Origin of the sequence: Christiangramia portivictoriae DSM 23547 (assembly GCF_000423045.1) — a bacterium.
GTDB lineage: Bacteria > Bacteroidota > Bacteroidia > Flavobacteriales > Flavobacteriaceae > Christiangramia > Christiangramia portivictoriae.
On record NZ_AUHF01000001.1, the window covers coordinates 786912 to 809650 of the forward strand.

General features: G+C 40.8%; 23 protein-coding genes and 1 riboswitch. Of the genes, 18 read left to right on the forward strand and 5 right to left on the reverse strand.

Features of this window, described 5'->3' with window-relative positions; genetic code table 11:
• The first annotated feature begins 6 nt into the window (after positions 1–6).
• Positions 7–516 carry a DinB family protein gene (locus G529_RS0103790; RefSeq protein ID WP_026914280.1) on the forward strand — a complete coding sequence of 170 codons (510 nt, stop codon included), beginning with the start codon at positions 7–9 and terminating at the stop codon, positions 514–516.
• On the opposite strand, the gene G529_RS0103795 is transcribed toward G529_RS0103790, so the two are convergent.
• Genes G529_RS0103795 through G529_RS0103810 form a run of 4 tightly spaced genes read right to left on the reverse strand, consistent with a single transcriptional unit; the run spans position 513 to position 4276 of the window.
• Positions 513–1454, reverse strand: coding sequence for a threonine ammonia-lyase (locus G529_RS0103795; protein WP_035695435.1), 942 nt, complete (start codon positions 1452–1454; stop codon positions 513–515). The genes G529_RS0103790 and G529_RS0103795 overlap by 4 nt on opposite strands.
• 52 nt (positions 1455–1506) lie before the next feature.
• A complete protein-coding gene (locus G529_RS0103800) occupies positions 1507–1953 on the reverse strand; it encodes a universal stress protein (protein ID WP_026914282.1) in 447 nt (148 codons plus the stop codon).
• Positions 1954–1964: 11 nt separating this feature from the next.
• Entirely contained in the window at positions 1965–2894 is a 930-nt protein-coding gene (locus G529_RS0103805; protein WP_026914283.1) for a 2-hydroxyacid dehydrogenase, read from the reverse strand.
• 17 nt (positions 2895–2911) lie between these two features.
• Positions 2912–4276 (reverse strand): acyl-CoA dehydrogenase family protein, encoded by a 1365-nt coding sequence (locus tag G529_RS0103810; RefSeq protein ID WP_026914284.1) that lies wholly within the window; start codon positions 4274–4276, stop codon positions 2912–2914.
• A gap of 186 nt (positions 4277–4462) precedes the next feature.
• Between G529_RS0103810 and G529_RS0103815 the strand changes: the two genes are divergently transcribed.
• Positions 4463–5332 carry an SDR family oxidoreductase gene (locus tag G529_RS0103815; protein WP_026914285.1) on the forward strand — a complete coding sequence of 290 codons (870 nt, stop codon included), beginning with the start codon at positions 4463–4465 and terminating at the stop codon, positions 5330–5332.
• 56 nt (positions 5333–5388) lie between these two features.
• Here G529_RS0103815 and metK read toward each other — a convergent pair whose 3' ends face one another.
• On the reverse strand, positions 5389–6648 hold the full coding sequence (gene metK, locus G529_RS0103820; RefSeq protein ID WP_026914286.1) for a methionine adenosyltransferase: 1260 nt from the start codon (positions 6646–6648) through the stop codon (positions 5389–5391).
• A gap of 845 nt (positions 6649–7493) precedes the next feature.
• Between metK and G529_RS0103825 the strand changes: the two genes are divergently transcribed.
• The 16 genes from G529_RS0103825 (at position 7494) to G529_RS0103900 (ending at position 22730) form a co-directional block, all read left to right on the forward strand.
• Positions 7494–8786, forward strand: coding sequence for an O-acetylhomoserine aminocarboxypropyltransferase/cysteine synthase family protein (locus tag G529_RS0103825; RefSeq protein ID WP_026914287.1), 1293 nt, complete (start codon positions 7494–7496; stop codon positions 8784–8786).
• A gap of 65 nt (positions 8787–8851) precedes the next feature.
• Complete coding sequence (locus G529_RS0103830) at positions 8852–9865, forward strand: alpha/beta fold hydrolase (RefSeq protein WP_026914288.1); 1014 nt, start codon at positions 8852–8854, stop codon at positions 9863–9865.
• On the forward strand, positions 9828–10901 hold the full coding sequence (locus G529_RS0103835; protein ID WP_026914289.1) for a homoserine dehydrogenase family protein: 1074 nt from the start codon (positions 9828–9830) through the stop codon (positions 10899–10901). The genes G529_RS0103830 and G529_RS0103835 overlap by 38 nt, the downstream gene beginning before the upstream one ends.
• 4 nt (positions 10902–10905) lie before the next feature.
• Entirely contained in the window at positions 10906–12069 is a 1164-nt protein-coding gene (locus G529_RS0103840) for a trans-sulfuration enzyme family protein (protein WP_026914290.1), read from the forward strand.
• Between the two features lie 33 nt (positions 12070–12102).
• A complete protein-coding gene (locus G529_RS0103845; RefSeq protein ID WP_026914291.1) occupies positions 12103–12516 on the forward strand; it encodes an RrF2 family transcriptional regulator in 414 nt (137 codons plus the stop codon).
• Between the two features lie 117 nt (positions 12517–12633).
• Positions 12634–12891, forward strand: coding sequence for a DUF2061 domain-containing protein (locus G529_RS0103850; protein ID WP_026914292.1), 258 nt, complete (start codon positions 12634–12636; stop codon positions 12889–12891).
• Positions 12892–12972: 81 nt separating this feature from the next.
• Positions 12973–13602: a phosphoadenosine phosphosulfate reductase domain-containing protein gene (locus tag G529_RS0103855; protein ID WP_026914293.1), complete on the forward strand. Its 630-nt coding sequence runs from the start codon at positions 12973–12975 to the stop codon at positions 13600–13602.
• Between the two features lie 10 nt (positions 13603–13612).
• Positions 13613–14512 (forward strand): sulfate adenylyltransferase subunit CysD, encoded by a 900-nt coding sequence (cysD, locus tag G529_RS0103860; protein WP_026914294.1) that lies wholly within the window; start codon positions 13613–13615, stop codon positions 14510–14512.
• A 13-nt stretch (positions 14513–14525) separates the two neighbouring features.
• Complete coding sequence (locus tag G529_RS0103865) at positions 14526–15770, forward strand: sulfate adenylyltransferase subunit 1 (protein WP_026914295.1); 1245 nt, start codon at positions 14526–14528, stop codon at positions 15768–15770.
• Positions 15771–15929: 159 nt separating this feature from the next.
• Complete coding sequence (locus G529_RS0103870; RefSeq protein WP_026914296.1) at positions 15930–18023, forward strand: HEPN domain-containing protein; 2094 nt, start codon at positions 15930–15932, stop codon at positions 18021–18023.
• The gene (gene cobA, locus G529_RS0103875) at positions 18016–18807 is read left to right on the forward strand and encodes a uroporphyrinogen-III C-methyltransferase (protein ID WP_035695436.1); all 792 of its coding nucleotides are present in this window, start codon (positions 18016–18018) and stop codon (positions 18805–18807) included. Before G529_RS0103870 ends, cobA begins: the two co-directional genes overlap by 8 nt.
• Positions 18808–18813: 6 nt before the next feature.
• Positions 18814–19407 (forward strand): precorrin-2 dehydrogenase/sirohydrochlorin ferrochelatase family protein, encoded by a 594-nt coding sequence (locus G529_RS0103880; RefSeq protein ID WP_026914298.1) that lies wholly within the window; start codon positions 18814–18816, stop codon positions 19405–19407.
• Complete coding sequence (locus G529_RS0103885) at positions 19400–20464, forward strand: NAD(P)/FAD-dependent oxidoreductase (RefSeq protein WP_026914299.1); 1065 nt, start codon at positions 19400–19402, stop codon at positions 20462–20464. The genes G529_RS0103880 and G529_RS0103885 overlap by 8 nt, the downstream gene beginning before the upstream one ends.
• 67 nt (positions 20465–20531) lie before the next feature.
• Positions 20532–20954, forward strand: coding sequence for an OsmC family protein (locus G529_RS0103890; protein WP_026914300.1), 423 nt, complete (start codon positions 20532–20534; stop codon positions 20952–20954).
• Entirely contained in the window at positions 20954–21460 is a 507-nt protein-coding gene (locus tag G529_RS0103895) for a hypothetical protein (RefSeq protein ID WP_026914301.1), read from the forward strand. The genes G529_RS0103890 and G529_RS0103895 overlap by 1 nt, the downstream gene beginning before the upstream one ends.
• Before the next feature lie 86 nt (positions 21461–21546).
• Positions 21547–21650: riboswitch (SAM riboswitch) on the forward strand.
• Between the two features lie 51 nt (positions 21651–21701).
• The gene (locus G529_RS0103900) at positions 21702–22730 is read left to right on the forward strand and encodes a homocysteine S-methyltransferase family protein (protein ID WP_026914302.1); all 1029 of its coding nucleotides are present in this window, start codon (positions 21702–21704) and stop codon (positions 22728–22730) included.
• Positions 22731–22739 lie beyond the last annotated feature (9 nt).

The window sequence follows — 22739 nt, forward strand, 5'->3', positions numbered from 1 at the left end:
TCAAACATGAAAAAATCCAAATTGGAATACTGGCTGCGTGGTAAAGTGGACAAAGTTCCTGATCTGTTACAGCCGGCTGCACATGCGCTGCTTCAGACAAGGGAAGAACTTCGAAAATATCTTGGTGACTTTCCGGCTGAGCAATTATGGACAAGGCCAGCCGGTCGAGCCTCCGTTGGCTTTCATCTTCAACATATAGCTGGTGTTACCAATCGTTTGATCACTTATGCCCAGGGAAAACAATTGAGTGACGCTCAGTTGCAGTATTTAAAACTGGAGGGAAAAGCTGATTCCTCACTAAGCCTAGAAGAACTGATAAATCATGCTGAAAATGAATTGAGCGCGGCAGTAGAATTTTTAAAACTACAAAATCCTGAAGATCTAACGAATACGGTAGAAGTTGGAAGAAAGAAAATAGAATCCAGTTTAATTGGCGTATTATTCCATGCTGCGGAACATTCTCAAAGGCATGTTGGACAAATGCTTGTGACGATGTCAGTAGTGAAAAACTGCTAGAATGGTAAACTGTTCAAATCAACATTTCCACCAGAAATGATTAGGCCAACTTTTTTGTTACTGAATTTATTTTTCTGCTGAAGGATTGCAGCCAGGGCGACAGCGCTGGACGCTTCAACCACGATCTTCATGCGTTCCCAAATCAATCGCATGGCTGCGATGATCTCTTCTTCAGAAACCCTGATGATTTCCTGTACGTGATCCCTGATGATAGGAAAATTTACATCACCTAACATTGTTTTAAGTCCGTCTGCAATGGTTAGTGCGGAAGAATTACTTTCGATTTTCCCGCTTTGCAGTGATCTCCAGGCATCATCGGCCGCTAGAGGTTCAGCCCCGATACACGAACAGTTTTGAAGTAGAACATGAGTAGCGATAGCAGTTCCGGCAATTAGCCCACCGCCGCCTACCGGGCAAATGACGATATCCAGTTCGGGATGATCCAGCAATAGTTCTGTTGCGGCAGTTCCTTGCCCAAGGATTACGTTCAGGTCATTAGAAGGATGTATAAAACTTGCACCTTTGTCTTCCACGATTTTTTTGGCTGTAGTCTCACGATCCTGCAGGGTAGAGGGACATTCTGTAATTTCGCCGCCATAAGTTCTTACTGCAGCTTTTTTTACTTCAGGAGCAGAATCTGGCATAACTATATAGGCAGGAACATCCAGGCTTTTTGCTGCCAGGGACAGTGCCTGTGCAAAATTGCCTGAGGAATGGGTTACTACACCTTTTTTCTTTTTTTCTTCGGAAAGTTGTGAAATAGCATACATCGCTCCACGCATTTTGAAAGCACCCATTTTCTGAAAATTCTCACACTTGAACTGAATCTCACATCCGGCCATTTCATTGATCAGCCTTGAGCTTAGAACAGGTGTTTTATGGATAAAAGGTGCGATGGTTTCCAGAACCTTTAAAAGTTCTTCTTTGCTGCTATTCAAATCTTTCAGTTTATACTAAAATAAAAATTCCCCGTGATTACGGGGAGTTTTTTTATTCACTAATTGGTATGGTTAACATTGGGATTTCGGCTTTTTTCACCAGTTCCATAGAAACATTCTCATTCAACAGATTGTAAAGAAAACTGTGCTTATGAGTTCCCACGATCAAAAGATCTACATCTAGTTTTTTCGCCTCTTCAAGAACGGTGTTTACAGTAGACCCCTGTATTAAAAGGGCATCGCTCACCACTTCTTCGCTAATAAAACTATCGCAGATCTGCTGAAGACTACGATGTTCTTCGCGATATTCTTCAGCCTGCAGATCTCTTATATACTGTGGGCCTGGTTCATAACCTACAAAATCTGGTTCTGGATCTGCCACGTGCAAAACCCATAATTTTGAATGATATTTTTGAGCAAGACTATCTGCATAGATCATTAATTCTCCAATGCTATCGTTAAAGTCTACGGCCACCATGATATTTTTAAATGTATCCATCTTAATTAGATTTAGTAACCTTTATCCATTTCCACAATATTCTTGAGATCCTGGTTCTCTTTCATGCGATCGTAATTCTCAGCAATCTGTGGAACTACAGATTCAGGTTTGGTTACACTGGCAATATGCGGAGTGATATTGATGCGATCGTGTTCCCAGAATGGATGTTCTTCGGGCAATGGTTCTTCTCTGAAAACATCCAAAGATGCACCTGTTAAATGACCATTATCGATCATTTTCATGAGATCGTGTTCCACCAAATGTTCACCCCGCGCAACATTGATCACGTATGCACCTTCTGGGAGCATATCAAACAGATCTTCGTTCAGTATATTTTCGGTATCTTCAGTTAAAGGAAGAAGACAAACCAGAATTTCAGAATTGTTTAAAAATTCCTGCAGTTGATCTTTCCCATAATAGCTGGTTACGTTATCACAATCCTTTTCTGTTCTAGACCAGCCGGAAACCTTAAAAAAGTTTTTGTGCAATTTATCTGCCACGGCGTTACCTAAAACACCCAGTCCCATGATTCCAACCCTGGTATTTTGTGGTCTTTTATATTGAGATCTGTCCCATTGCTTTTTATTTTGAGACTTTACATAACCATGAAGATTACGAATATGGTTCATCACCTGGCTGAGTACGAAATCCCCCATATCTTCGGTAAGGGTTTCGTCTACAACCCTGGTGATCTTCACATTTTCTGGAAGTGCATCATCACTTAAAATATGGTCAACACCGGCGCCCATACTGGCGATTACTTTCAAATTTGGATAATTTTTGAACAAGCCTCTGGGATGATTCCACGTAAGCGCAAATTCAACCTCTTCTGGATCATGTTCTTCGGGATATGTATAAATATTCATTCCCGGATGTTGATTTTCCAATGCTTTTACCCATGCTTCGGAATCTCTTCCCGGAGCGACAATTAATACTGACATAAATTTTTCTTTTTCATTTAACTCACAAATGCGCTGTAACCGGTAATTGCGCGGCCAACGATCAATGAATTGATTTCTTTAGTTCCTTCATAACTGTAGATCGCTTCTGCATCTGCCACAAAACGAGCTACATCATATTCTAATAATATTCCATTTCCACCAAGAACCTCTCTGGCTCTGCTAACCACATCACGCATTCTCATACTGCAATAAACCTTTGCCAGACTGGCGTGTTCATCTGTAAGCATGTCCTGATCCTGCATTTCTGATAATCTAAAACAAAGCGTCTGCATCGCTGTAAGATTGGAAAGCATTTCCACAAGATGATTCTGGATAAGCTGAAAAGAGGCAATAGGTCTCCCGAACTGCTCTCTCTTTTTAGTGTATTTCAAAGCACTTTCATACGCACCTCTCGCGCAACCAACCGCCTGCCACGCTACTCCTGCTCTGGTCATTCTTAGGACATTGGCAGTATCCTTGAAAGAATTTGCGTTTTGCAGCCTGTCCCCTTCAGGAATCTTGCAGTCTTTTAGTGTAATGATCGCATTTTGCACGATCCTCAAGGCCATCTTATCCTGAATTTTTTCTGCTGAAAAGCCCGGATTCTCTTTACGAACCAGGAAACCTTTAACTCTGCCAGAGTCAAGATCCCTTGCCCAGATCACGATCACATCAGCAAAAGTGGCGTTTCCTATCCACTTTTTCTGTCCGTTTAAAATCCAGTTTTCTCCATCAAATTTACAGGTGGTTTCAAGACCTCCGGCAACACCCGAACCAACATTAGGCTCGGTAAGCCCGAAGGCTCCGATCTTCTCCATTTTTGCCATTTGTGGCAACCATTCCTGCTTTTGTTCTTCACTTCCGCAGAGATAAATGGAACCCATGGCAAGGCCACTGTGCACTCCAAAGAAGGTAGAGATGGACACGTCTACACGTGCTATTTCCTGTGCAATGATACCTTCCATTAAAAAAGGCATATTAGGACATCCATAACCTTCATAAGGAACACCAACGATATTCAGTTTCCTGAATTTCTTGATGACCTCAAATGGAAACTGATCCTTCTTCCAGTACTCATTTACCAGCGGCCGGATCTCATCTTCCATGAAATTTCTAACCTTCAGCTGAATTTCCCGTTGCTCATCTGTAAGCTTTAAATCCAGATTATAAAAATCACCATCGATAGGAGGCAGGTCGTGCTGACCTTTCTTCTTCTTGGTTTTTAACATTTTCATTAATCCGGTGAGTTGACGATCGTCAAGTTTGCCCAAAGTTTTCATCGCTTCAGCGAGATCGATCTTTTGATTGATCTTAGCGAGCTGATCCAGATCAACCGATTTTAGAAGGTTAACCGTATCACGAACTTTTTTAAATAAAGACATAGAAATTCTTCTTGGTGGAATTTCAATTTAGGCATTATAACTGCGTTGGATTGTTAAGGTTTTCCGAAGAAATTATAAATATTGCCATTCTTTTTCCAGCTTATTTAGGGAAATATTATCACATCCATTTCGCCCGGTTTTAAAGGCGTTCGATAATTTTAGAGGAATCTTTTAAATTTTAAAATTATGGAACATCCACAGGATAAATATGCAAAACCACCTTTTCAAAATCTCAACCAGAATGAACCAGGAAAAGAAAGTAGTATCGACCCTGATACAGATCACGGTGAAAAATCTTATAAAGGCTCTGGGAAACTGGAAGGCAGGAACGCCATCATAACAGGTGCAGATAGCGGAATAGGAAGAGCAGTGGCAATCGCTTATGCCAGGGAAGGGGCAAATGTCCTGATCTCCTATCTCGAAGAACATGAAGATGCTAAGGAAACCGCGAGGCTTATAGAAGAGGCAGGGAAAAAAGCGGTTTTGATGCCGGGAGATATTGGTGATCAGCAACATTGCAAAAATATAGTGGAAAAGGCTGTGTCCGAATTTGGTCAGCTTGATATCCTGGTCAACAATGCGGCTTACCAGATGGCGAGAGAATCTTTGCAGGAAATTTCAGCAGAAGAATGGGATTACACCTTCAAAACGAATATTTACTCCCTGTTCTATCTATGTAAAGCGGCAGAACCGCATATGAAACCAGGCAGTACCATTGTAAATACCACCTCTGTAAATGCCTATAATCCACGTCCAGATCTTCTGGCGTATGCAGCTACCAAAGGAGCCATTCAGAATATCACAGCAAGTATGGGACAATTGCTGGCAAACAAAGGGATTCGGGTGAATTGTGTTGCTCCGGGACCCATCTGGACTCCACTTATCCCGGCTACCATGCCAGATGATGTTGTGAAGAATTTTGGAAGCGATACTCCTATGAAAAGACCGGGACAACCAGCAGAATTGGCAGCGGCTTATGTATTGCTGGCTTCCGAAGATTCCAGTTACATGACCGGTTCCACAGTACAGGTCACTGGCGGTCAGTATACCATATAATTCATCAAAAAAGCCTCTGAATTTACAGAGGCTTTTACAGATATTTAGTAATGATTTTATTTCAAATCGAAACTCTCTTTGATCTTCTCCACATAATCCAGTTTTTCCCAGGTAAAAAGTTCTACTTCCTTGGTGATTTTACCGTTATACGGACTCTCGAAAACCTTGGTTTCTGTACGCGGGGTTTTTCCCATATGTCCATAAGCCGCGGTTTCACGGTAGATTGGATTTCTTAACTTCAGTCGTTCCTCGATCGCAGCCGGTCTCATGTCAAAAATTTTGCGAACCTTTTCTGCAATTTCACCATCAGATAGATCTGTATTGTTTTTTCCGTAGGTATAAACCGAAATGGATGTTGGTTCCACCACCCCGATCGCATATGATACCTGTACTAAAATTTCAGGAGCAACTCCTGCAGCCACAAGGTTCTTGGCAATATGTCTTGAAGCATACGCGGCAGATCTGTCTACTTTAGAAGGATCTTTTCCAGAGAATGCACCGCCACCGTGCGCACCTTTTCCGCCATAGGTATCTACAATAATTTTTCTTCCGGTGAGTCCTGCGTCACCATGCGGACCTCCAATTACGAACTTACCGGTAGGATTAATATGGTAAACGATGTCATCATTAAACAATTCCTGAACATAATCTGGCAACTGTTTTTTAACTCTTGGAATCAGGATTTCGATCATGTCTTTTTTGATCTTCGCCAGCATTTTTTCATCATCCTGGTCAAATTCGTCGTGCTGAGTGGAAACCACGATCGCAACGATTCGTTGAGGTACATTGTCATCGCTATATTCAATAGTCACCTGGCTTTTGGAATCTGGTCTCAGATATTCAATATCTTTACCCTCTCTTCTAAGCTTTGCCAGTTCAATAAGGATGCGATGTGAAATATCCAGTGCCAGCGGCATGTAATTTTCAGTTTCATTGGTCGCGTAACCAAACATCATTCCCTGATCACCAGCACCCTGTTCCTCTTTCTTTCCACGATCAACGCCCTGGTAAATATCCTGGGATTGCTCGTGAATAAGGGAAATTACCCCACAACTATCACCACTAAATTTATAGGCTCCTTTGGTATAACCAATATCATTGATCACATCACGAGCGATATTCTGTACATCCAGGTAGGTATTGCTACGTACCTCACCAGCAAGAACTACCTGCCCGGTGGTAACCAGAGTTTCACAAGCTACCTTGGATTCGCCATCAAAGGCCAGAAAATTATCCAGTAACGTATCACTAATTTGATCTGCAATTTTATCCGGGTGTCCTTCAGATACACTTTCTGAAGTAAATAAATAAGCCATTCAATTACTTTTTAAGTTTATAAGAATGGAAAAATTTGACGTGCGAAGCTAAAAAGGAGTGTAATAACCATTCTGCTTTAGCATTTTAAAACATCTGTACGATGTAGAGGGTTGCAATCAGTCAAATCTATCCCTTTCAATAAGTTGGTACAAATGTATAAAATTTAAAAGGATGGCAAATCGATTTAACGCCATTTTATAGGACGAGAAATTATAGTTGCATTTTTCAGAATAATCAGGGCGTTGCGCTTCGCCCGTTCCGGTCTCGCGCCGGGCTTTCGCGACTCGCTTTTTGGTTCGAAAAAGAACCAAAAGAGCTCAAACAACTCGCTCAATCCCTAACGCATTCAGAAAAAAATATGGGGCAGGGAAGTCCGATAAATACAGGAGGTTTTAAGAGAATCCAGACGGCTGCCAGAAAAATTAGTTTTGTAAAAGCTTGGAAATTAAAAAACTGTGTTGTTATATTTGTGAACTGTTATTAAGCAAATGACCAGAATTACAAACAATATGATGATGTGTATGATGTGGAGAATTTCCGCAGCGCATCTTATTGCATAATTCTGAAAGAATATAAATTGCAAAAAGCCGCTGCCAACCTTAGCGGCTTTTTTTATTACCAGATTTAAAAATTAGAACAAAAAACTCACAGTGATGAAATTACAGGTAACAGCTAAAAATTTGATGAACATGTGCATGATGATGTGCATGTGCAGCATGTATGGCTATTACCTGAACTCGAGAATATAGATTTTAAAAGGAATCATTTCAAAAGTCCCCCTGGTAATAGCATATCAGGGGGACTTTTTTATTTCAACCATTCATAATTTTTAAAAATTTATATCATGAGTACTCAAAAATTTTCAACACAGGCTTTACATTCAGGACACGATACCACTCAAAATGGAGGCACAAGGGCGGTACCAATTTACCAGACCAGTTCTTATGTTTTCAACGATAGCCAGCATGCCGCAGATCTGTTTTCTCTTGCGAAGCCAGGTTTTATTTACACCCGTTTGAATAATCCCACCAATGATGTGCTGGAGCAAAGGCTGGCAGCCCTAGAAGGCGGAATTGGAGCGGTGGTGACGGCATCTGGAACCGCGGCGATCAATACTGCGTTACTAACATTACTAAAGGCTGGCGATCATATTGTTGCCAGCAGCAGTCTGTATGGAGGGACTTTCAACCTCTTACAAAACACACTGCCAAGATTTGGTATTACAACCACCTTTGTAGATCCACGTGATCCTGCCAATTTCCAAAAAGCAGCAAAAGAGAACACCCGGGTATTTTTTGTGGAATCCCTGGGGAACCCAAAACTGGATGTTCTGGACCTGGAAGCAATTTCCAAAGAGGCAAAGGAATTCAATGTACCATTTATCGTGGATAATACCGTAGCCACACCTTACCTGCTGAATCCAATAGAATACGGAGCAGATATCGTAATACACTCCTTAACCAAATATATTGGCGGCAATGGTACCAGTCTTGGCGGAGTGATCATAGACGCTGGTAAGTTCGACTGGTCCAGTGGAAAATTTCCTGAATTCACCGAGCCATCTCCAGGATATCATGGATTGGTTTATCACGAGGCATTGCAGGAAGCAGCTTTTATAGCTAAAGTCAGAATTGAAGGCCTTCGTGATCACGGTGCAGCACTTAGTCCGTTTAACGCATTCCAGATCATCCAGGGACTGGAAACACTAAAAGTCAGAATAAACGAGCATAGCAAGAATGCTTTGGAATTGGCGACCTGGCTGGAAGAGCAGGAGGAAGTAGAATGGGTGAATTATCCAGGACTTAAATCCAGTGAATACTACGATATCGCTCAGCAATATTTACCAAAAGGGCAGAGTGGTCTGGTGACTTTCGGGATCAAAGGAGGGTATGAAGTGGCTAAAAATGTAGTGGATGCCTCCAAAGTATTTTCATTGCTAGCCAATATAGGTGATACCAAATCACTCATTATTCATCCTGCCAGTACCACTCACCAGCAATTAAAAGATAAAGAACAGTTATCTACAGGGGTTACACCAGATCTTATAAGACTATCTGTAGGACTGGAAGATGTTGAAGATCTGAAAGCAGATTTAAAGCAGGCGTTCGCCCAGGTAATCCAAAAAACACTTGTTTAATTCTAGTTTGGTTTAATCGCCGGAGCCTGTATGCTATATATGGCTCCGGTTTAATCTCCCAATTTATGTTACAACAAATTAGTATCACAAATTTCAGGAATAGTGCCGGCAGAGTACAAACTATCGAAGTTTGTTTCCAGCTATTTGGCAGGAAGCTGGGCACGGCCCCGGTTATCCTGGTAAACCATGCGCTTACCGGCAATGCCCAGGTTTGCGGTTCAGGAGGCTGGTGGAGTGATATTGTGGGGCCCGGAGCTAGCATAGATACAGAGCAATATGCTATTCTCTGCATTAATGTTCCTGGGAATGGAATTCTAAAAAATGAAGAAAATAATTTTCATCATTACAAAGAATTTACACTGAATGATATCGCCAGAATCCAGGTTAAAGTTCTGGAACATTTAAATATTACCGAGCTGTATGCCATCATTGGAGCTTCTATTGGAGGAGCGCTGGCCTGGCAACTGGCCGCCTTAAAACCAGAACTTGCAGCACATGTGATTCCAATCGCGACAGATCTTAAATCTAACGACTGGCTTCTCGCCAATTGTAAAATTCAGGACAGAATTCTGAATAATAGTGAAAATCCACTGGAAGATGCACGTATGCATGCTATGACTTTTTACCGTACACCACAATCACTAAGCTATAAATTCAGAAATGAGAAAGACGAAACTACGAATAGCTTTAAGGTGGAAAACTGGCTGGAGCATCATGGCAGTAAACTAAGATCGCGATTTAATCTTAGTTCCTATAAATTAATGAACCATTTACTCACTACGATCAATATCTCGAACGAATCCCGAAGTGCGATTGAGGTGGCTGCGCAAATCAAAGGGCATGTACATTTGATCACGATAGACACCGATCTTTTTTTCCTGGCTGAAGAAAACTGGAATACTTACGTGGAGCTGTCTCTGTTTAAAAACAATGTAAGCATTCACGAGATCAAATCCATTCATGGACATGATGCGTTCTTGATCGAAACCGATCAGGTAGCCAGATTTTTAGAACCCATATTTCAACAAAAAAACTACACAAATGAAAATAATAAATCTCGCTCTGTTTGGGCCGGGTAAGGTTGGAAGCAAATTAATTCAGCAGATCATCGCCGAGAAAGATCAACTTTTGAACAATTCAGAACTGGAGATCAGGATTATCCTGATTGCAAATTCCAGTAATTTGATTACAGATCATCTGGGATTTGATGAACAATGGAAAGATCGCTTTGATAAGGAGAAACGTTCTTACCATTTCCAAGATATTCTGAGGTATTTCGCAAAGAATGAGTTCAGGAATTTAATTTCCATAGATACAACAGCAAGCGAAAGTTTGCCTGAGAATTATATTGATTTGATAGAACATGGAAGTCATATAGTAGCTGCGAACAAGGTAGCAAACACGCTAAGTCTGCAATTTTACGAGAACTTAAGAACGGCTTTAAAAAAACACCATAAAATTTTTCAATACGAAACCAATGTGGGAGCTGGATTGCCGGTGGTGGAAACCATTAAAAGTCTGTATGATTCTGGTGAGCGGGTAACCAGGATCCGTGGAGTTTTCTCCGGTTCCCTCAGCTATATATTTAATACCTATTCCAGGCAGAATGTTCAATTTTCAGAAGTACTACGGAAGGCCGGAGAATTGGGGTATACCGAGCCAGATGCCAGAGTGGATTTAAGTGGGAAGGATGTAGCCAGAAAATTATTAATTCTTGCACGTGAACTTCAGTTAAAGAAAGAGCTGAAAGAAGTAAGTATTCAATCTTTACTTCCTACGTCCCTGAATGGTGGAACCAGTTTACAGTATTTTCAGAAGCAGATTTCAATTTTAGACGACATTTTTCAGAAGCATAAAGATGAGAACAAGAGCGGCGAAGTATTGCGTTATGTGGGGGAACTCAATGTGGAAAATGGAAGTCTGGAAGCGAGATTGATCTCAGCGAATGCTGCAACTCCGCTGGGCCAGATCGATGGTACCGATAATATTTTTGAGATCTATTCTGAATCCTATAAGGATTTTCCACTGGTGATCCAGGGAGCGGGAGCAGGAATAGATGTTACCGCGCGAGGTGTTTTTAGTGATATTCTGAAGTTAAACAAACAATTAAATTAAAGGGATGACAAAATTTGAAACCATAGCGGTACGAACGCAATTGGAACGAACATCATTTCAGGAGCACTCCACACCAATGTATCTAACCTCCAGCTACGTCTTTGAGGATTCAGAAGACATGCGTGCGAGTTTTGCTGAAGAGAAGGAGCGCAATATTTACAGTCGGTATTCAAACCCCAATACTTCAGAATTTATAGATAAGGTGGTGCAGATGGAAGGAGCTGAAGATGGCTTTGCTTTCGCGACAGGTATGGCAGCCGTGTTTTCGACTTTGGCAGCCCTGCTGGATAGCGGCGATCATGTGGTTTCATCCCGTTCGATATTTGGATCAACTCATGGTTTATTTACCAGGTATTTTCCAAAATGGAATATTTCACATGATTATTTTGATGTGAATGCGCCGGAAGTTATTGAAAGTTTGATCAAACCTAATACTAAAGTCCTGTTTGCAGAATCACCTACCAATCCCGGAGTGGATATTCTGGACCTGGAGTTGCTTGGGAAAATTGCCAGAAAACATGATCTTATCCTGATCATCGATAACTGCTTTGCCACCCCGTATATACAGAATCCGATTAAATATGGGGCAGACCTGGTCATACATTCGGCTACAAAATTGATGGACGGGCAGGGCAGGGTTCTAGGTGGAATTACCGTTGGGAATAGAGCATTAATACGTGAGATCTATCTGTTTAGCAGGAATACGGGGCCGGCATTATCGCCATTTAATGCCTGGGTCTTATCAAAAAGCCTGGAAACACTGGCTATAAGGTTGGAAAAACATTGTGAAAATGCGCTGAAAGTTGCAGGGTTTCTAGAGTCTATACCTGCGGTTGAAACCGTAAAATATCCGTTCTTAAAATCTCATCCTCAATATGAAGTGGCAAAAAAACAAATGAGACTGGGTGGAAATGTAGTGGCATTTCAGATCAAGGGCGGATTGGAAGCAGGCAGAAAATTCATAGATAGCCTGGAACTGTGTTCAAGATCTGCAAATCTTGGAGATACAAGAACGATCGTGACTCATCCTGCTTCCACAACGCATAGTAAATTAAACAATGAAGAATTGAAAGCGGTAGGAATTTCAGAAAGCCTGGTGAGAATTTCGGTGGGTCTGGAACATGTAGAAGATATTATTAATGATCTTAAAAAGGCCTTGCAGGAATAGCAATAGCAGTCGGAAATTTTTTATTTTCGTTTCATGCTTTCCAAAAAGACCAAGTATGGTATCAAAGCGCTAACGTATATAGCGCGAAAAGATGAAAAATTACCTGTTCAGGCTTCTGAAATTTCAGAAAGTGAGAATATTTCTCAGAAGTTCCTGGAGAGTATTATGCTGGAACTTAGAAAATCTGGTTTTCTAGGATCGAAGAAGGGGAAAGGTGGAGGTTATTATTTAATAAAAAAGCCTTCAGAAATTAAGATGACCGCAGTGATCAGGGTGCTGGAAGGACCCATAGCCATGGTTCCCTGCGTTAGTCTTAATTACTATGAAAAATGCGATGACTGTCCAGATGAAGACGCCTGTTCTGTTCATAAATTGATGATACAGGTGAGGGATGCATCGTTGAATGTACTTGGAGAAAATACCCTTGCAGACATTGCCTTTAGGTAATGACAAGGGTGTTAAAATAAAATTTTTTTTAAAAATAAATTGGTGTTTAAATAAACGAAGTCTAGTTTTGCTTAAAACCTAGTAAACCGATAGGATTATAGTTTTAATGAAGAGCGTATGTTGATGTTACTGAATCGAACTAAAGAGAAAAGTACCTACAAAAAGGACAGGATTACGGAGCGACCGCTTCGAAGCATTCTTAAAACTATAAGTTGGAGAATAGTAGGTACACTGGATACGATAATGATCTCATGGTTTCTCACAGGTAATATAGAAACTGCTCTCGCTATTGGATCTGTAGAACTGGTGACGAAAATGGTCCTGTATTTCGGGCACGAGCGACTCTGGAACTTGATACCGTATGGAAAGGAATAGTCTTAGTATAAGCCAACCACTATTAGCAGAGTTAATAGTCGTTTTATACTCTTAATTGACGAATGTAAAACTTAGAAGCAAATGAAAAAGTATAGCGATAAGGAATTAGAAAAGCTTAATAGTCAGTTACGCGGAGTTGCTCCTTCAGAAATTATTCAATGGGTTTTAACCTCTAGTACCAATCCGGTTTTGACTACAAACTTCAGACCCTATGAGGTAGCTATTTTGCATGCATGTACTCGGGTAAATAATGCGATGAAGATCATCTGGTGTGATACTGGTTATAATACACTGCCTACCTATAAACATGCTCAATTTCTTATAGATCATTTAGATCTAAAAGTAGAACTGTATACACCGAGACAAACTGCGGCCTACAGAGATGCCTATTTTGGTGGTATCCCAGGTATTGATTCACCAGATCATGAGGAATTTAGCAGGCAGGTGAAGCTAGAGCCATTCCAGCGAGCAATGGCAGAACAGAAGCCAGACGTATGGTTTACGAATCTTAGAAAAGGACAAACAAATTTTAGAGACAGCATCGATATTCTAAGTTATAGTAAAGACGGGCTTCTTAAAGTAAGTCCTTTCTACCACTGGTCAGACGAAAAATTAGATGAATATTTAAGAGAGCACAAGTTGCCTAATGAATTTAAATATTTCGACCCTACAAAAGTATTAGATAATCGAGAGTGTGGTTTGCACGCATAAAAGTTTATAAATGAATTCAATTCTACATCAAAATACGTTGGAAAGCGAAGCTATCTACATCTTCAGAGAAGTTGTGGCGCAATTCGAAAATCCCGTTCTGTTATTTTCCGGCGGAAAAGATTCTATTACATTGGTACGTCTGGCTCAAAAGGCTTTTTATCCTGCGAGAATCCCATTTCCACTAATGCACATAGATACCGGTCATAATTTTCCTGAAACTATCGAGTTCAGAGATCGATTAGTTGAGGAACTCGGGCTTAACCTTATCGTACGAAAAGTTCAGGATGATATAGATAAAGGCATTTCCATTGAAGAAACAGGTAAATACTCCAGCAGAAATTCACTGCAAACCAATACTCTTTTAAGTGCTATTGAGGAGTATAAATTTGACGCATGTATAGGTGGAGCAAGAAGGGATGAAGAAAAAGCTCGTGCAAAAGAAAGAATTTTTTCAGTAAGAAATGACTTTGGAGAATGGGATGAAAAGAATCAACGGCCGGAGGTTTTCGATATGCTGAATGGTCGTATCGATATTGGCCAGAATGTTAGAGTATTTCCCATTTCAAACTGGACTGAATTGGATGTTTGGAGTTATATAGATGCTGAAAAGATTGAAATTCCTTCCATTTATTTTGCGCACGAGCGAGAGATTTTTGAAAGAGATGGTTTGATCTGGACAGCTTCAGAACATGTTTACAAAGATGATCATGAGCTAACAAAACTAAAAACTATTCGATTTAGAACTGTAGGCGATATCACCTGTACGGCTGCAGTAGAATCTGAAGCAGATACCGTCGAAAAGATTATCAAGGAAATAAGTGAGTCGGCTATTTCAGAAAGAGGTGCAAGGATCGATGATAAAAGATCTGAGGCCGCCATGGAAACAAGAAAGCAACAAGGTTATTTCTAAAATAAAGAATAGAATGGAAGTATTAAAAATAGCAACAGCAGGAAGCGTGGATGACGGTAAAAGTACACTTATTGGCAGACTTCTTTATGATACCAAATCTTTAACTGTAGATAAGCTGGAAGCAATTGATAGGGTAAGCAAGAAAAATGGTTTGGATTACCTTGATTTTTCACTAGCGACAGACGGTCTGGTAGCTGAAAGAGAGCAGGGAATCACTATAGATGTAGCTCATATCTACTTCTCCACGCCAAATAAAAGTTATATCATCGCAGACACCCCAGGGCACATAGAATATACCAGGAACATGGTAACCGGTGCTTCCACCTCGCAAGCTTCAATTATCCTGATAGATGCAAGAAAAGGTGTGATCGAGCAAACTTACCGGCACTTTTTTATAAATAATTTGTTGAGAGTCAAAGAAGTTATTGTTGCCATAAATAAAATGGATCTAGTCAATTACTCTGAAGAGGTATTCAATAATATCATTAAGGAATTTGATGAGTTAAAAAGAAAAAGTGATTTCCAGGACCAGAACCTCACTTTTATTCCAGTGAGCGCTTTATGGGGAGAGAATATTGCTGAAAAGTCTACCGCTATGTCCTGGTATCAGGGGCAAACCATTCTGGAACATCTAGAAGATCTAAAAGCTGATGATTTTGCGGAAGAAAGTCAGGCTAGGTTTTCTATTCAAACGGTAATAAGGCCTAAAACCGAAGAATTTCATGATTATCGTGGTTATGCAGGAAAAATTAATGGGAGTAGCTTTAAAGTAGGAGATGAAGTAACCGTTTTACCATCATTAACGACTTCTAAAATTAAAAACATTCATTTTTTCGAGGAAACTTTTGATGAAGCTCCAGCAGGAAGTTCTGTAACTATTAGCCTGGCAGATGATATAAACATCTCGAGAGGCGACATGCTGGTGAAGACTCAAGAGGTTCCTGAAGAAACAAAAGTTGTGGATGCCATGGTTTGCTGGATGGACAATCAACCCTTGGTTCCTGGCAAAAAATATGTTTTTCAGCATAATACTAACGGTGTTTTGGCCAAAATAGACAATGTAGAAAGTCATATTGATTTAAATTTTGGAACCGAAAAGAATGTCACCTCCCTTAGTCTGAATGATATTGGAAGTGTAAAGATCAAACTAAGTAAACCCATTTTTGCCGACAGTTATAATTCCAACCGGTCAAATGGGCGATTCATCCTGGTAGATACACAAACAAACACCACCGCTGGCGTTGGTTTTATACAGTAATATCAATTTAAAATGAACCTCTTCATTTTCAATAATCTATCAAATATGTGTATGTGCCATTCGCCTCACACTTAGGAGTCCGTTTTATAAACTGAATTATAAAAAGTCCTTTTAAGTGTCATTCTTACAAGGACTTTTTTCATTTAAATAATCAAGATCATGCAAAGTTTTAGAACCGAAATCGAAAATCCCGTTGTCGAAAAAGATATCCTGGATTTAGAAAAAAAGATCAGGCTTTTTCGAGAAGGAAAAGCAGATGAAGAGAAATTTCGCAGCCTGCGTCTGGCACGCGGAGTTTATGGACAGCGACAGTCGGGAGTTCAAATGGTTCGTATAAAACTGCCATTTGGAAAGGTAACTTCAGAGCAATTGCATCGAATTGCTGATGTTTCCGACGAATATTCCAGGGGCCGATTGCATATCACCACCAGGCAGGATATCCAGATTCACTACGTAAGCCTGGACCGCACTCCCGAGCTTTGGGCACAACTGGAAAAGGATGATGTCACCCTTAGAGAAGCCTGCGGAAATACGGTAAGAAACATCACTGCATCACCAACCGCTGGGATAGATCCCAATGAGCCTTTCGATGTTTCACCTTATGCACATGCTGCATTTCAGTTTTTTCTTCGGAATCCTGTTTGCCAGGAAATGGGTAGGAAGTTTAAGATGTCCTTTTCTTCTTCAGATGAAGATACTGCCCTTAGTTATATACATGATCTTGGTTTTATCGCTAAACTGAAGGATGGAAAACGTGGTTTTAAAGTGATGCTTGGAGGCGGACTCGGTTCCCAGCCGAGGCATGCAGACGAGCTTTATGATTTTGTTCCTGCGGAAGAGATTATTCCACTTATCGAGGGCGTGCTCCGCGTATTTGATCGACATGGTGAACGTGCCAAACGTCTTAAAGCCAGGATGAAATTTCTGCTGAAGGACATAGGAAAAGAAGCTTTTATGGAACTCGTCGAGGAGCAAAAAACCGCACTTTCAAAGCAAATTCCTGAATTTGAAATTGAAAGATTCGAAGCAGCTCCACCATTACAGCAGGTTGAAGTTCCTTCCGTAGAAATTGAAGATGAAAATCATTTTGAAAACTGGAGAAATACCAACGTTTTTGCACAAAAGCAGGAGGGTTTGTTTGCTATTGGTATTCGTGTCCCACTTGGTGATTTCTATACTGGTGGTACGAGGCAGCTTGCCGACCTGGTAAAAAAATATGCAGGTAACGAGTTGCGATTGACTTTAAGACAGGATATTTTGATTCGTCACGTCCGGCAGGAACTCATCCCATTTTTTTATACTGAACTTAAAAAACTTGGGTACGCTGAAGTTGGGTACAATAAAACTGTAGACATTACTGCCTGCCCGGGGACCGATACCTGTAATCTTGGTATTGCCAGTAGCACCGGAATCGCCGATGTGCTGGAAGATGTTCTCAAAGAGGAATACCCGCAATTTACTAATGGTAAGGATATCACCATCAAAATAAGTGGTTGTATGAACGCCTGTGGACAGCATAATATGGCTGAAATTGGTTTCCAGGGAATGTCTATAAAGGTCGGAAAAACGGTTGCACCGGCACTTCAGGTGTTACTTGGTGGTGGAACGCTTGGCAATGGTCAGGGTAGATTTGCAGACAAACTTGTAAAAGTTCCCAGCAAACGAGGCCCGGAAGCATTGAGACTGATCTTGAACGATTACGAAGCAAATTCTGAAGCCGGGGAAAAATTTGTAGCATATTATGATCGTCAGGAAAAAACCTATTTCTATGATTTGCTGAAAGATCTTGCAGACACTTCCAATATTTCTGAAAATGAGTTTGTGGATTGGGGTCATGAAACTCCATATATCAAGGCTGTAGGAGTAGGGGAATGCGCCGGGGTCGTCATCGATCTTATTGCCACTTTGTTGTTTGAAAGTGAAGAGAAGATCGATAATGCAAAAGCTGCCCTGGAAAGGAAGGATTGGGCAGACAGTATTTATCATGCCTATACTTCAATTGTCAACTCTGCAAAAGCCCTGCTGTTGGCTGAAGATATCAAAACGAATACCCAGGCCGGGATCATTGCGCAATTTGATGAACTTTTCATAGAAACCGGCAAGATCGATCTGGCAACTACTTTCAAAGAATTTGCTTACCAGTTAAACCAGCATGAACCCAGCGCGAACTTTGCCAGAAAGTATCTGGAGGATGCGCAGTTATTTCTGAATAGAGTGGATGTTTATAGAACAAAGGAGGTGCAAAATGTTTAATTCAGCAAAACTAACCTTAGTAGGCGCAGGTCCCGGAGATCCGGAATTAATCACATTAAAGGCATTAAAAGCTTTAAAATCGGCCAAGGTGATTCTGTACGATGCTTTGATCAATAGAGAACTACTGAAGTATGCCCCGCAGGCAAAACATGTTTTTGTAGGGAAACGGAAGGATAAACACAGATTTGCTCAGGAGGAGATCAATGAACTCATCGTGAAATATGCTACTGAGCAAGGTCATGTGGTAAGACTAAAAGGAGGAGATCCATTCATTTTTGGGAGGGGTTCTGAAGAGATCAATTATGCGAGAAAATATGGACTGGAAACTGCGGTTGTTTCAGGAATTACCTCTTCCATAGCAGTACCGGCAAATGTCGGAATTCCGCTAACGCAGAGAGGCACTTCGGAAAGTTTCTGGGTAATTACAGGAACCACATCTCAAAAGAGTTTATCTAATGATGTGCAATTGGCCGCACAATCTACGGCAACCGTCGTAATCCTGATGGGAATGGGGAAACTGAAGGAGATAGTAGAGATCTTCAGCGGTTGTGGAAAGCAGGATGTGCCTGTAGGAATTATTCAGAATGGCACTACTGTAAATGAAAATTCCGGATTTGGGACTATGAGAACTATTGAAAAGATAGTTTCAGAAAAAAAACTGGGAGCACCGGCGATCATCGTGATTGGCGAGGTGGTCAAGGAAGCCAGTGCCTTACAGAATGTATTTAAGAATGTGAAAAGTCTTCCGAAGCAAAAGGAATTCGTAAATATTGGAGCTGCTTAGATTAGAATGGAAGAAAGAAACGAACTATACCCGGTTTTTTTAAAAGTCAATCAGCTAAATATCCTGGTTGTTGGAGGTGGCAATGTAGGTCATGAAAAGCTTCACTTTCTTTTCAAATCCAGTCCTCATGCGAAGGTCGAGGTGGTCGCAAAATGGTTTTTACCGGAAACTGAAGAACTGGCGAAGAAACACGGTGCTAAGTTGACCAAGGCCAGGTATAAAAGAAAGTACCTAAAAAAAAGACATTTCGTAATCGCTGCAACGAACGATACAAAACTGAATAAAAGAGTGTATAAAGACGCTAAAAAGAGATTTTTGCTGGCAAATATCGCAGATACACCAGAACTCTGCGATTTCTATATGGGCGGGATTGTAAATAAGGGGCATGTGAAAATTGCCATATCAACAAATGGCAAATCACCCACGACTGCAAAGCGTTTACGACAGTTTTTTGAAGAAGTGATTCCGGAAAATGTAAATGAAATGGTGGAGAATTTGAATGAATACCGAAAATCCCTTAAAGGTGATTTTGAAGCCAAAGTGGACCAAATGAATAGTATTACCGAGTCTTTAATTTATAAAAAAGAGAAAAATGATTAAAACAGATATCCTGATCATTGGAGCAGGACCCACAGGATTGTTTACCGTCTTCGAAGCGGGATTATTAAAGATGAAAACGCATTTAATTGATGCGCTGCCCCAACCTGGCGGACAGTGTTCTGAGATCTATCCCAAAAAACCTATCTACGATATTCCAGCCTTTCCGGAGATCCTCGCTGGTGATCTGGTTCAAAATTTAATGGCGCAAATCAAACCTTTCGAGCCAGGCTTTACTCTTGGAGAGCGAGCGGAAACCCTAGAAAAGCTTGATGATGGGACTTTTATCGTCACCACGAACAAAGGAACTCAGCATCATGCACCTGTTGTGGTGATTGCGGGCGGACTCGGTTCTTTTGAGCCGCGAAAACCACCAATTCCCAATATTGCAGATTTTGAGGATAAGGGAGTTTCCTATTTTATCAAGGATCCTGAAGTATATCGCGATCGAAAAGTAGTAATTGCCGGTGGCGGTGACTCCGCTTTAGACTGGGCTATTTACCTGGCACATGTTGCTTCAGAAGTTGCACTGGTACACAGAAGAGAGGAATTTCGTGGTGCGCTTGATTCTGTAGAAAGAGTTTCAGAACTGGCTAAACTTGGTAAAATCGAAATGATCACCAATGCAGAAGTGGTAGGTTTGAAAGGCGAAATTGGACTTCATCAGGTGGTCATTCGGCATAAAGATAAAGCGCGTGGAGAAGAATTCAGGGAAGTGGATGAATTCATTCCACTATTTGGTTTATCGCCTAAACTAGGACCAATTGGAAATTGGGGACTGGAGATCGAGAAGAATGCGATCAAAGTAGATAATTCTTATGATTACCAGACTAACTTACCAGGAGTCTATGCAATTGGTGATGTAAATACCTATAAAGGGAAACTAAAATTGATTTTGTCTGGCTTTCATGAAGCGGCTATTATGTGCCAGAGTGCTTACACTCGAATTAATCCTGATAAAAAGTATGTGATGAAGTATACGACTGTTGGCGGGGTGGAAGGTTTCGACGGGACAAAGAAAGAAGCAAAACGAGAAGTGGTTAAAAGTATTAGCGTTTAACCATCAGCGAATCATGACCTGCATTTAAAAGTGCGAGAATTCCTATCTTTATTGAAAATTTGTAAAAATGAAGATCAGCTTAAATAGAATCAACGAGAATTACCTGTTCGAGACGGTAAATGAGCGTGGAAACATAGTTTTACTCGATAACAAATCTGATGCGGAACCAAAAGGAGCAAGTCCCATGGATCTTCTGCTTAGAGGAATTGCAGGTTGTAGCAGTATAGATATAGTAATGATCCTTAGAAAGCAGAATCACGAACTGGAAGATCTTCAGGTTGAGGTGGATGGTTATCGTGAAGATGGCGCCATTCCCAATGTATTTAAAAAGATCCATCTCGATTTTATTCTAAAGGGTGACATTCCAGCAGCAAAAGTGGCGCGGGCAGTAAAATTATCGATGGACAAATATTGTTCAGTTTCGAAAATGCTGGAAAAAGCTGCGGAGATATCTTATAGTGTAAGCCTTAATTCTGAAAAAATCCTTTAGTGAATTCGTTCGAAACGAAAATTGTAAAAACCTGGGATCCCTCCTGGAACGTCCGTATTCTGGTAGCCATATTATTGCTGGGTAGCGGTGTGATCGCCTATGTTTGGAAACCGGAAAATCCCTGGCTGTTACATTCCGCACATGTGGTGTATGTTATCTGCATGTTTATCGCCCTAGGGCAAAGCTTTCTAAAACCAAAGCATCTAGGCTATCTAAAGATAACTCGCGATGAGATTATTATTAAAAAAGAGAATGGGTTGAAGACCTATAATATTTCCGAATTACAGGATCTTGGTTTCGACTATGTAGGATATGCAAGTTTTTGGAAACACACGATCTACGGAAATAAGAACCACTTATACTTTACAGATCGATCTGGAGAAAAGAGGGATCTTGAAATTATTCTTTTCAACAAGGAAATGAAGGAAGAATTTAAGTCATTTCTGAAGGAATTGAGTGCAAATAATTTACTGAAGGTTCAGCAAAGCGGAAATTTTTCCTTTTAATAATCAGATTATTTTTTTTGCTAAAAGCCTTGGTTTTTAGTGGCTGAACCCTATATTTGTCTCGTAAGTTCATTGTTTACTAACATTCGTTATCAAGAAAGGTTGAGGGATTAGACCCTGTGAAACCTTAGCAACCCTCCTTTGGAGAAGGTGCTACATTCTACCTGGTTCAGTCCCGGATAGATAACAATCAGAATTCTTTCCAGTCTTCTTTTTTTGATATCGTATTATTTGAATAATCATGTCGAAATTAGAAGAATTACTTTCTCAAAAAATATTAATCTTAGACGGTGCTATGGGCACCATGCTTCAGGAATATCAATTTTCTGAAGAGGATTTCCGTGGAAAACGTTTCGCCGAGTGGCCTGTTTCCCTGAAAGGTAATAATGATCTTCTTTCCCTTACCCAACCTGAAGCGATTGCTACCATCCATCGTAAATATTTTGATGCCGGAGCAGATATTGTAGAAACCAATACCTTCTCAGGAACTAGAATCGCCATGGCAGATTATCAAATGGAGGATCTTGTTTACGAGCTCAATTTCGAATCTGCCAGAATTGCGAAAGGGGTAGCAGAGCAGGTTACTGCGGAAGATCCATCAAAACCAAGATTCGTGGCAGGAGCGATTGGTCCTACCAATAAAACGGCGAGTATGAGTCCAGATGTGAACGATCCTGGTTATCGCGCCATTTCCTTTGATGAACTTCGGAAAGCTTACAAACAGCAGGCACAAGCCCTAGTTGAGGGTGGAGCAGATATTTTACTCGTGGAAACTGTTTTTGATACCTTGAATGCGAAAGCAGCACTTTTTGCGATCGAAGAATTAAAGGAAGAACTGAATCTTGATATTCCGATCATGGTAAGCGGGACGATTACCGATGCCTCCGGAAGAACCCTTTCCGGACAGACTGCAGAAGCTTTTTTAATATCAGTGTCTCATATTCCTTTGTTAAGCGTTGGTTTTAACTGTGCATTGGGTGCAAAACAACTGACTCCGCACCTGGAAGTTCTTAACCGCTATGCAAACTCTGGTGTTTCCGCTTATCCTAATGCCGGCTTGCCGAATGCTTTTGGAGAATACGATCAGGATGCCCGGGAAATGGCCGCTCAAATTGAAGAATACCTGGAAAAGGGTCTCGTTAATATTCTTGGCGGCTGCTGCGGAACCACTCCAAAGCATATCAAAGCAATTGCTGAAATCGCTGGAAAATACAAACCACGTACTTTAAATAGGAATCGTTTTACCAAACGTGTTTCAGCAACTCTATAATTGGATAAA

Excerpts from the sequence above, each read along its gene's own strand:
- G529_RS0103855 (WP_026914293.1), top strand. The coding sequence starts at position 12,973 with ATGAAAAAGTATAGCGATAAGGAATTAGAAAAGCTTAATAGTCAGTTA.
- G529_RS0103890 (WP_026914300.1), top strand. The coding sequence starts at position 20,532 with ATGAAGATCAGCTTAAATAGAATCAACGAGAATTACCTGTTCGAGACG.
- G529_RS0103790 (WP_026914280.1), top strand. The coding sequence starts at position 7 with ATGAAAAAATCCAAATTGGAATACTGGCTGCGTGGTAAAGTGGACAAA.
- G529_RS0103800 (WP_026914282.1), bottom strand. The coding sequence starts at position 1,953 with ATGGATACATTTAAAAATATCATGGTGGCCGTAGACTTTAACGATAGC.
- G529_RS0103880 (WP_026914298.1), top strand. The coding sequence starts at position 18,814 with ATGGAAGAAAGAAACGAACTATACCCGGTTTTTTTAAAAGTCAATCAG.
- G529_RS0103825 (WP_026914287.1), top strand. The coding sequence starts at position 7,494 with ATGAGTACTCAAAAATTTTCAACACAGGCTTTACATTCAGGACACGAT.
- G529_RS0103865 (WP_026914295.1), top strand. The coding sequence starts at position 14,526 with ATGGAAGTATTAAAAATAGCAACAGCAGGAAGCGTGGATGACGGTAAA.
- G529_RS0103850 (WP_026914292.1), top strand. The coding sequence starts at position 12,634 with ATGTTGATGTTACTGAATCGAACTAAAGAGAAAAGTACCTACAAAAAG.
- cobA (WP_035695436.1), top strand. The coding sequence starts at position 18,016 with ATGTTTAATTCAGCAAAACTAACCTTAGTAGGCGCAGGTCCCGGAGAT.
- G529_RS0103845 (WP_026914291.1), top strand. The coding sequence starts at position 12,103 with ATGCTTTCCAAAAAGACCAAGTATGGTATCAAAGCGCTAACGTATATA.
- G529_RS0103870 (WP_026914296.1), top strand. The coding sequence starts at position 15,930 with ATGCAAAGTTTTAGAACCGAAATCGAAAATCCCGTTGTCGAAAAAGAT.
- G529_RS0103830 (WP_026914288.1), top strand. The coding sequence starts at position 8,852 with ATGTTACAACAAATTAGTATCACAAATTTCAGGAATAGTGCCGGCAGA.
- G529_RS0103900 (WP_026914302.1), top strand. The coding sequence starts at position 21,702 with ATGTCGAAATTAGAAGAATTACTTTCTCAAAAAATATTAATCTTAGAC.
- G529_RS0103810 (WP_026914284.1), bottom strand. The coding sequence starts at position 4,276 with ATGTCTTTATTTAAAAAAGTTCGTGATACGGTTAACCTTCTAAAATCG.
- G529_RS0103835 (WP_026914289.1), top strand. The coding sequence starts at position 9,828 with ATGAAAATAATAAATCTCGCTCTGTTTGGGCCGGGTAAGGTTGGAAGC.
- G529_RS0103805 (WP_026914283.1), bottom strand. The coding sequence starts at position 2,894 with ATGTCAGTATTAATTGTCGCTCCGGGAAGAGATTCCGAAGCATGGGTA.
- G529_RS0103885 (WP_026914299.1), top strand. The coding sequence starts at position 19,400 with ATGATTAAAACAGATATCCTGATCATTGGAGCAGGACCCACAGGATTG.
- cysD (WP_026914294.1), top strand. The coding sequence starts at position 13,613 with ATGAATTCAATTCTACATCAAAATACGTTGGAAAGCGAAGCTATCTAC.
- G529_RS0103815 (WP_026914285.1), top strand. The coding sequence starts at position 4,463 with ATGGAACATCCACAGGATAAATATGCAAAACCACCTTTTCAAAATCTC.
- G529_RS0103840 (WP_026914290.1), top strand. The coding sequence starts at position 10,906 with ATGACAAAATTTGAAACCATAGCGGTACGAACGCAATTGGAACGAACA.
- metK (WP_026914286.1), bottom strand. The coding sequence starts at position 6,648 with ATGGCTTATTTATTTACTTCAGAAAGTGTATCTGAAGGACACCCGGAT.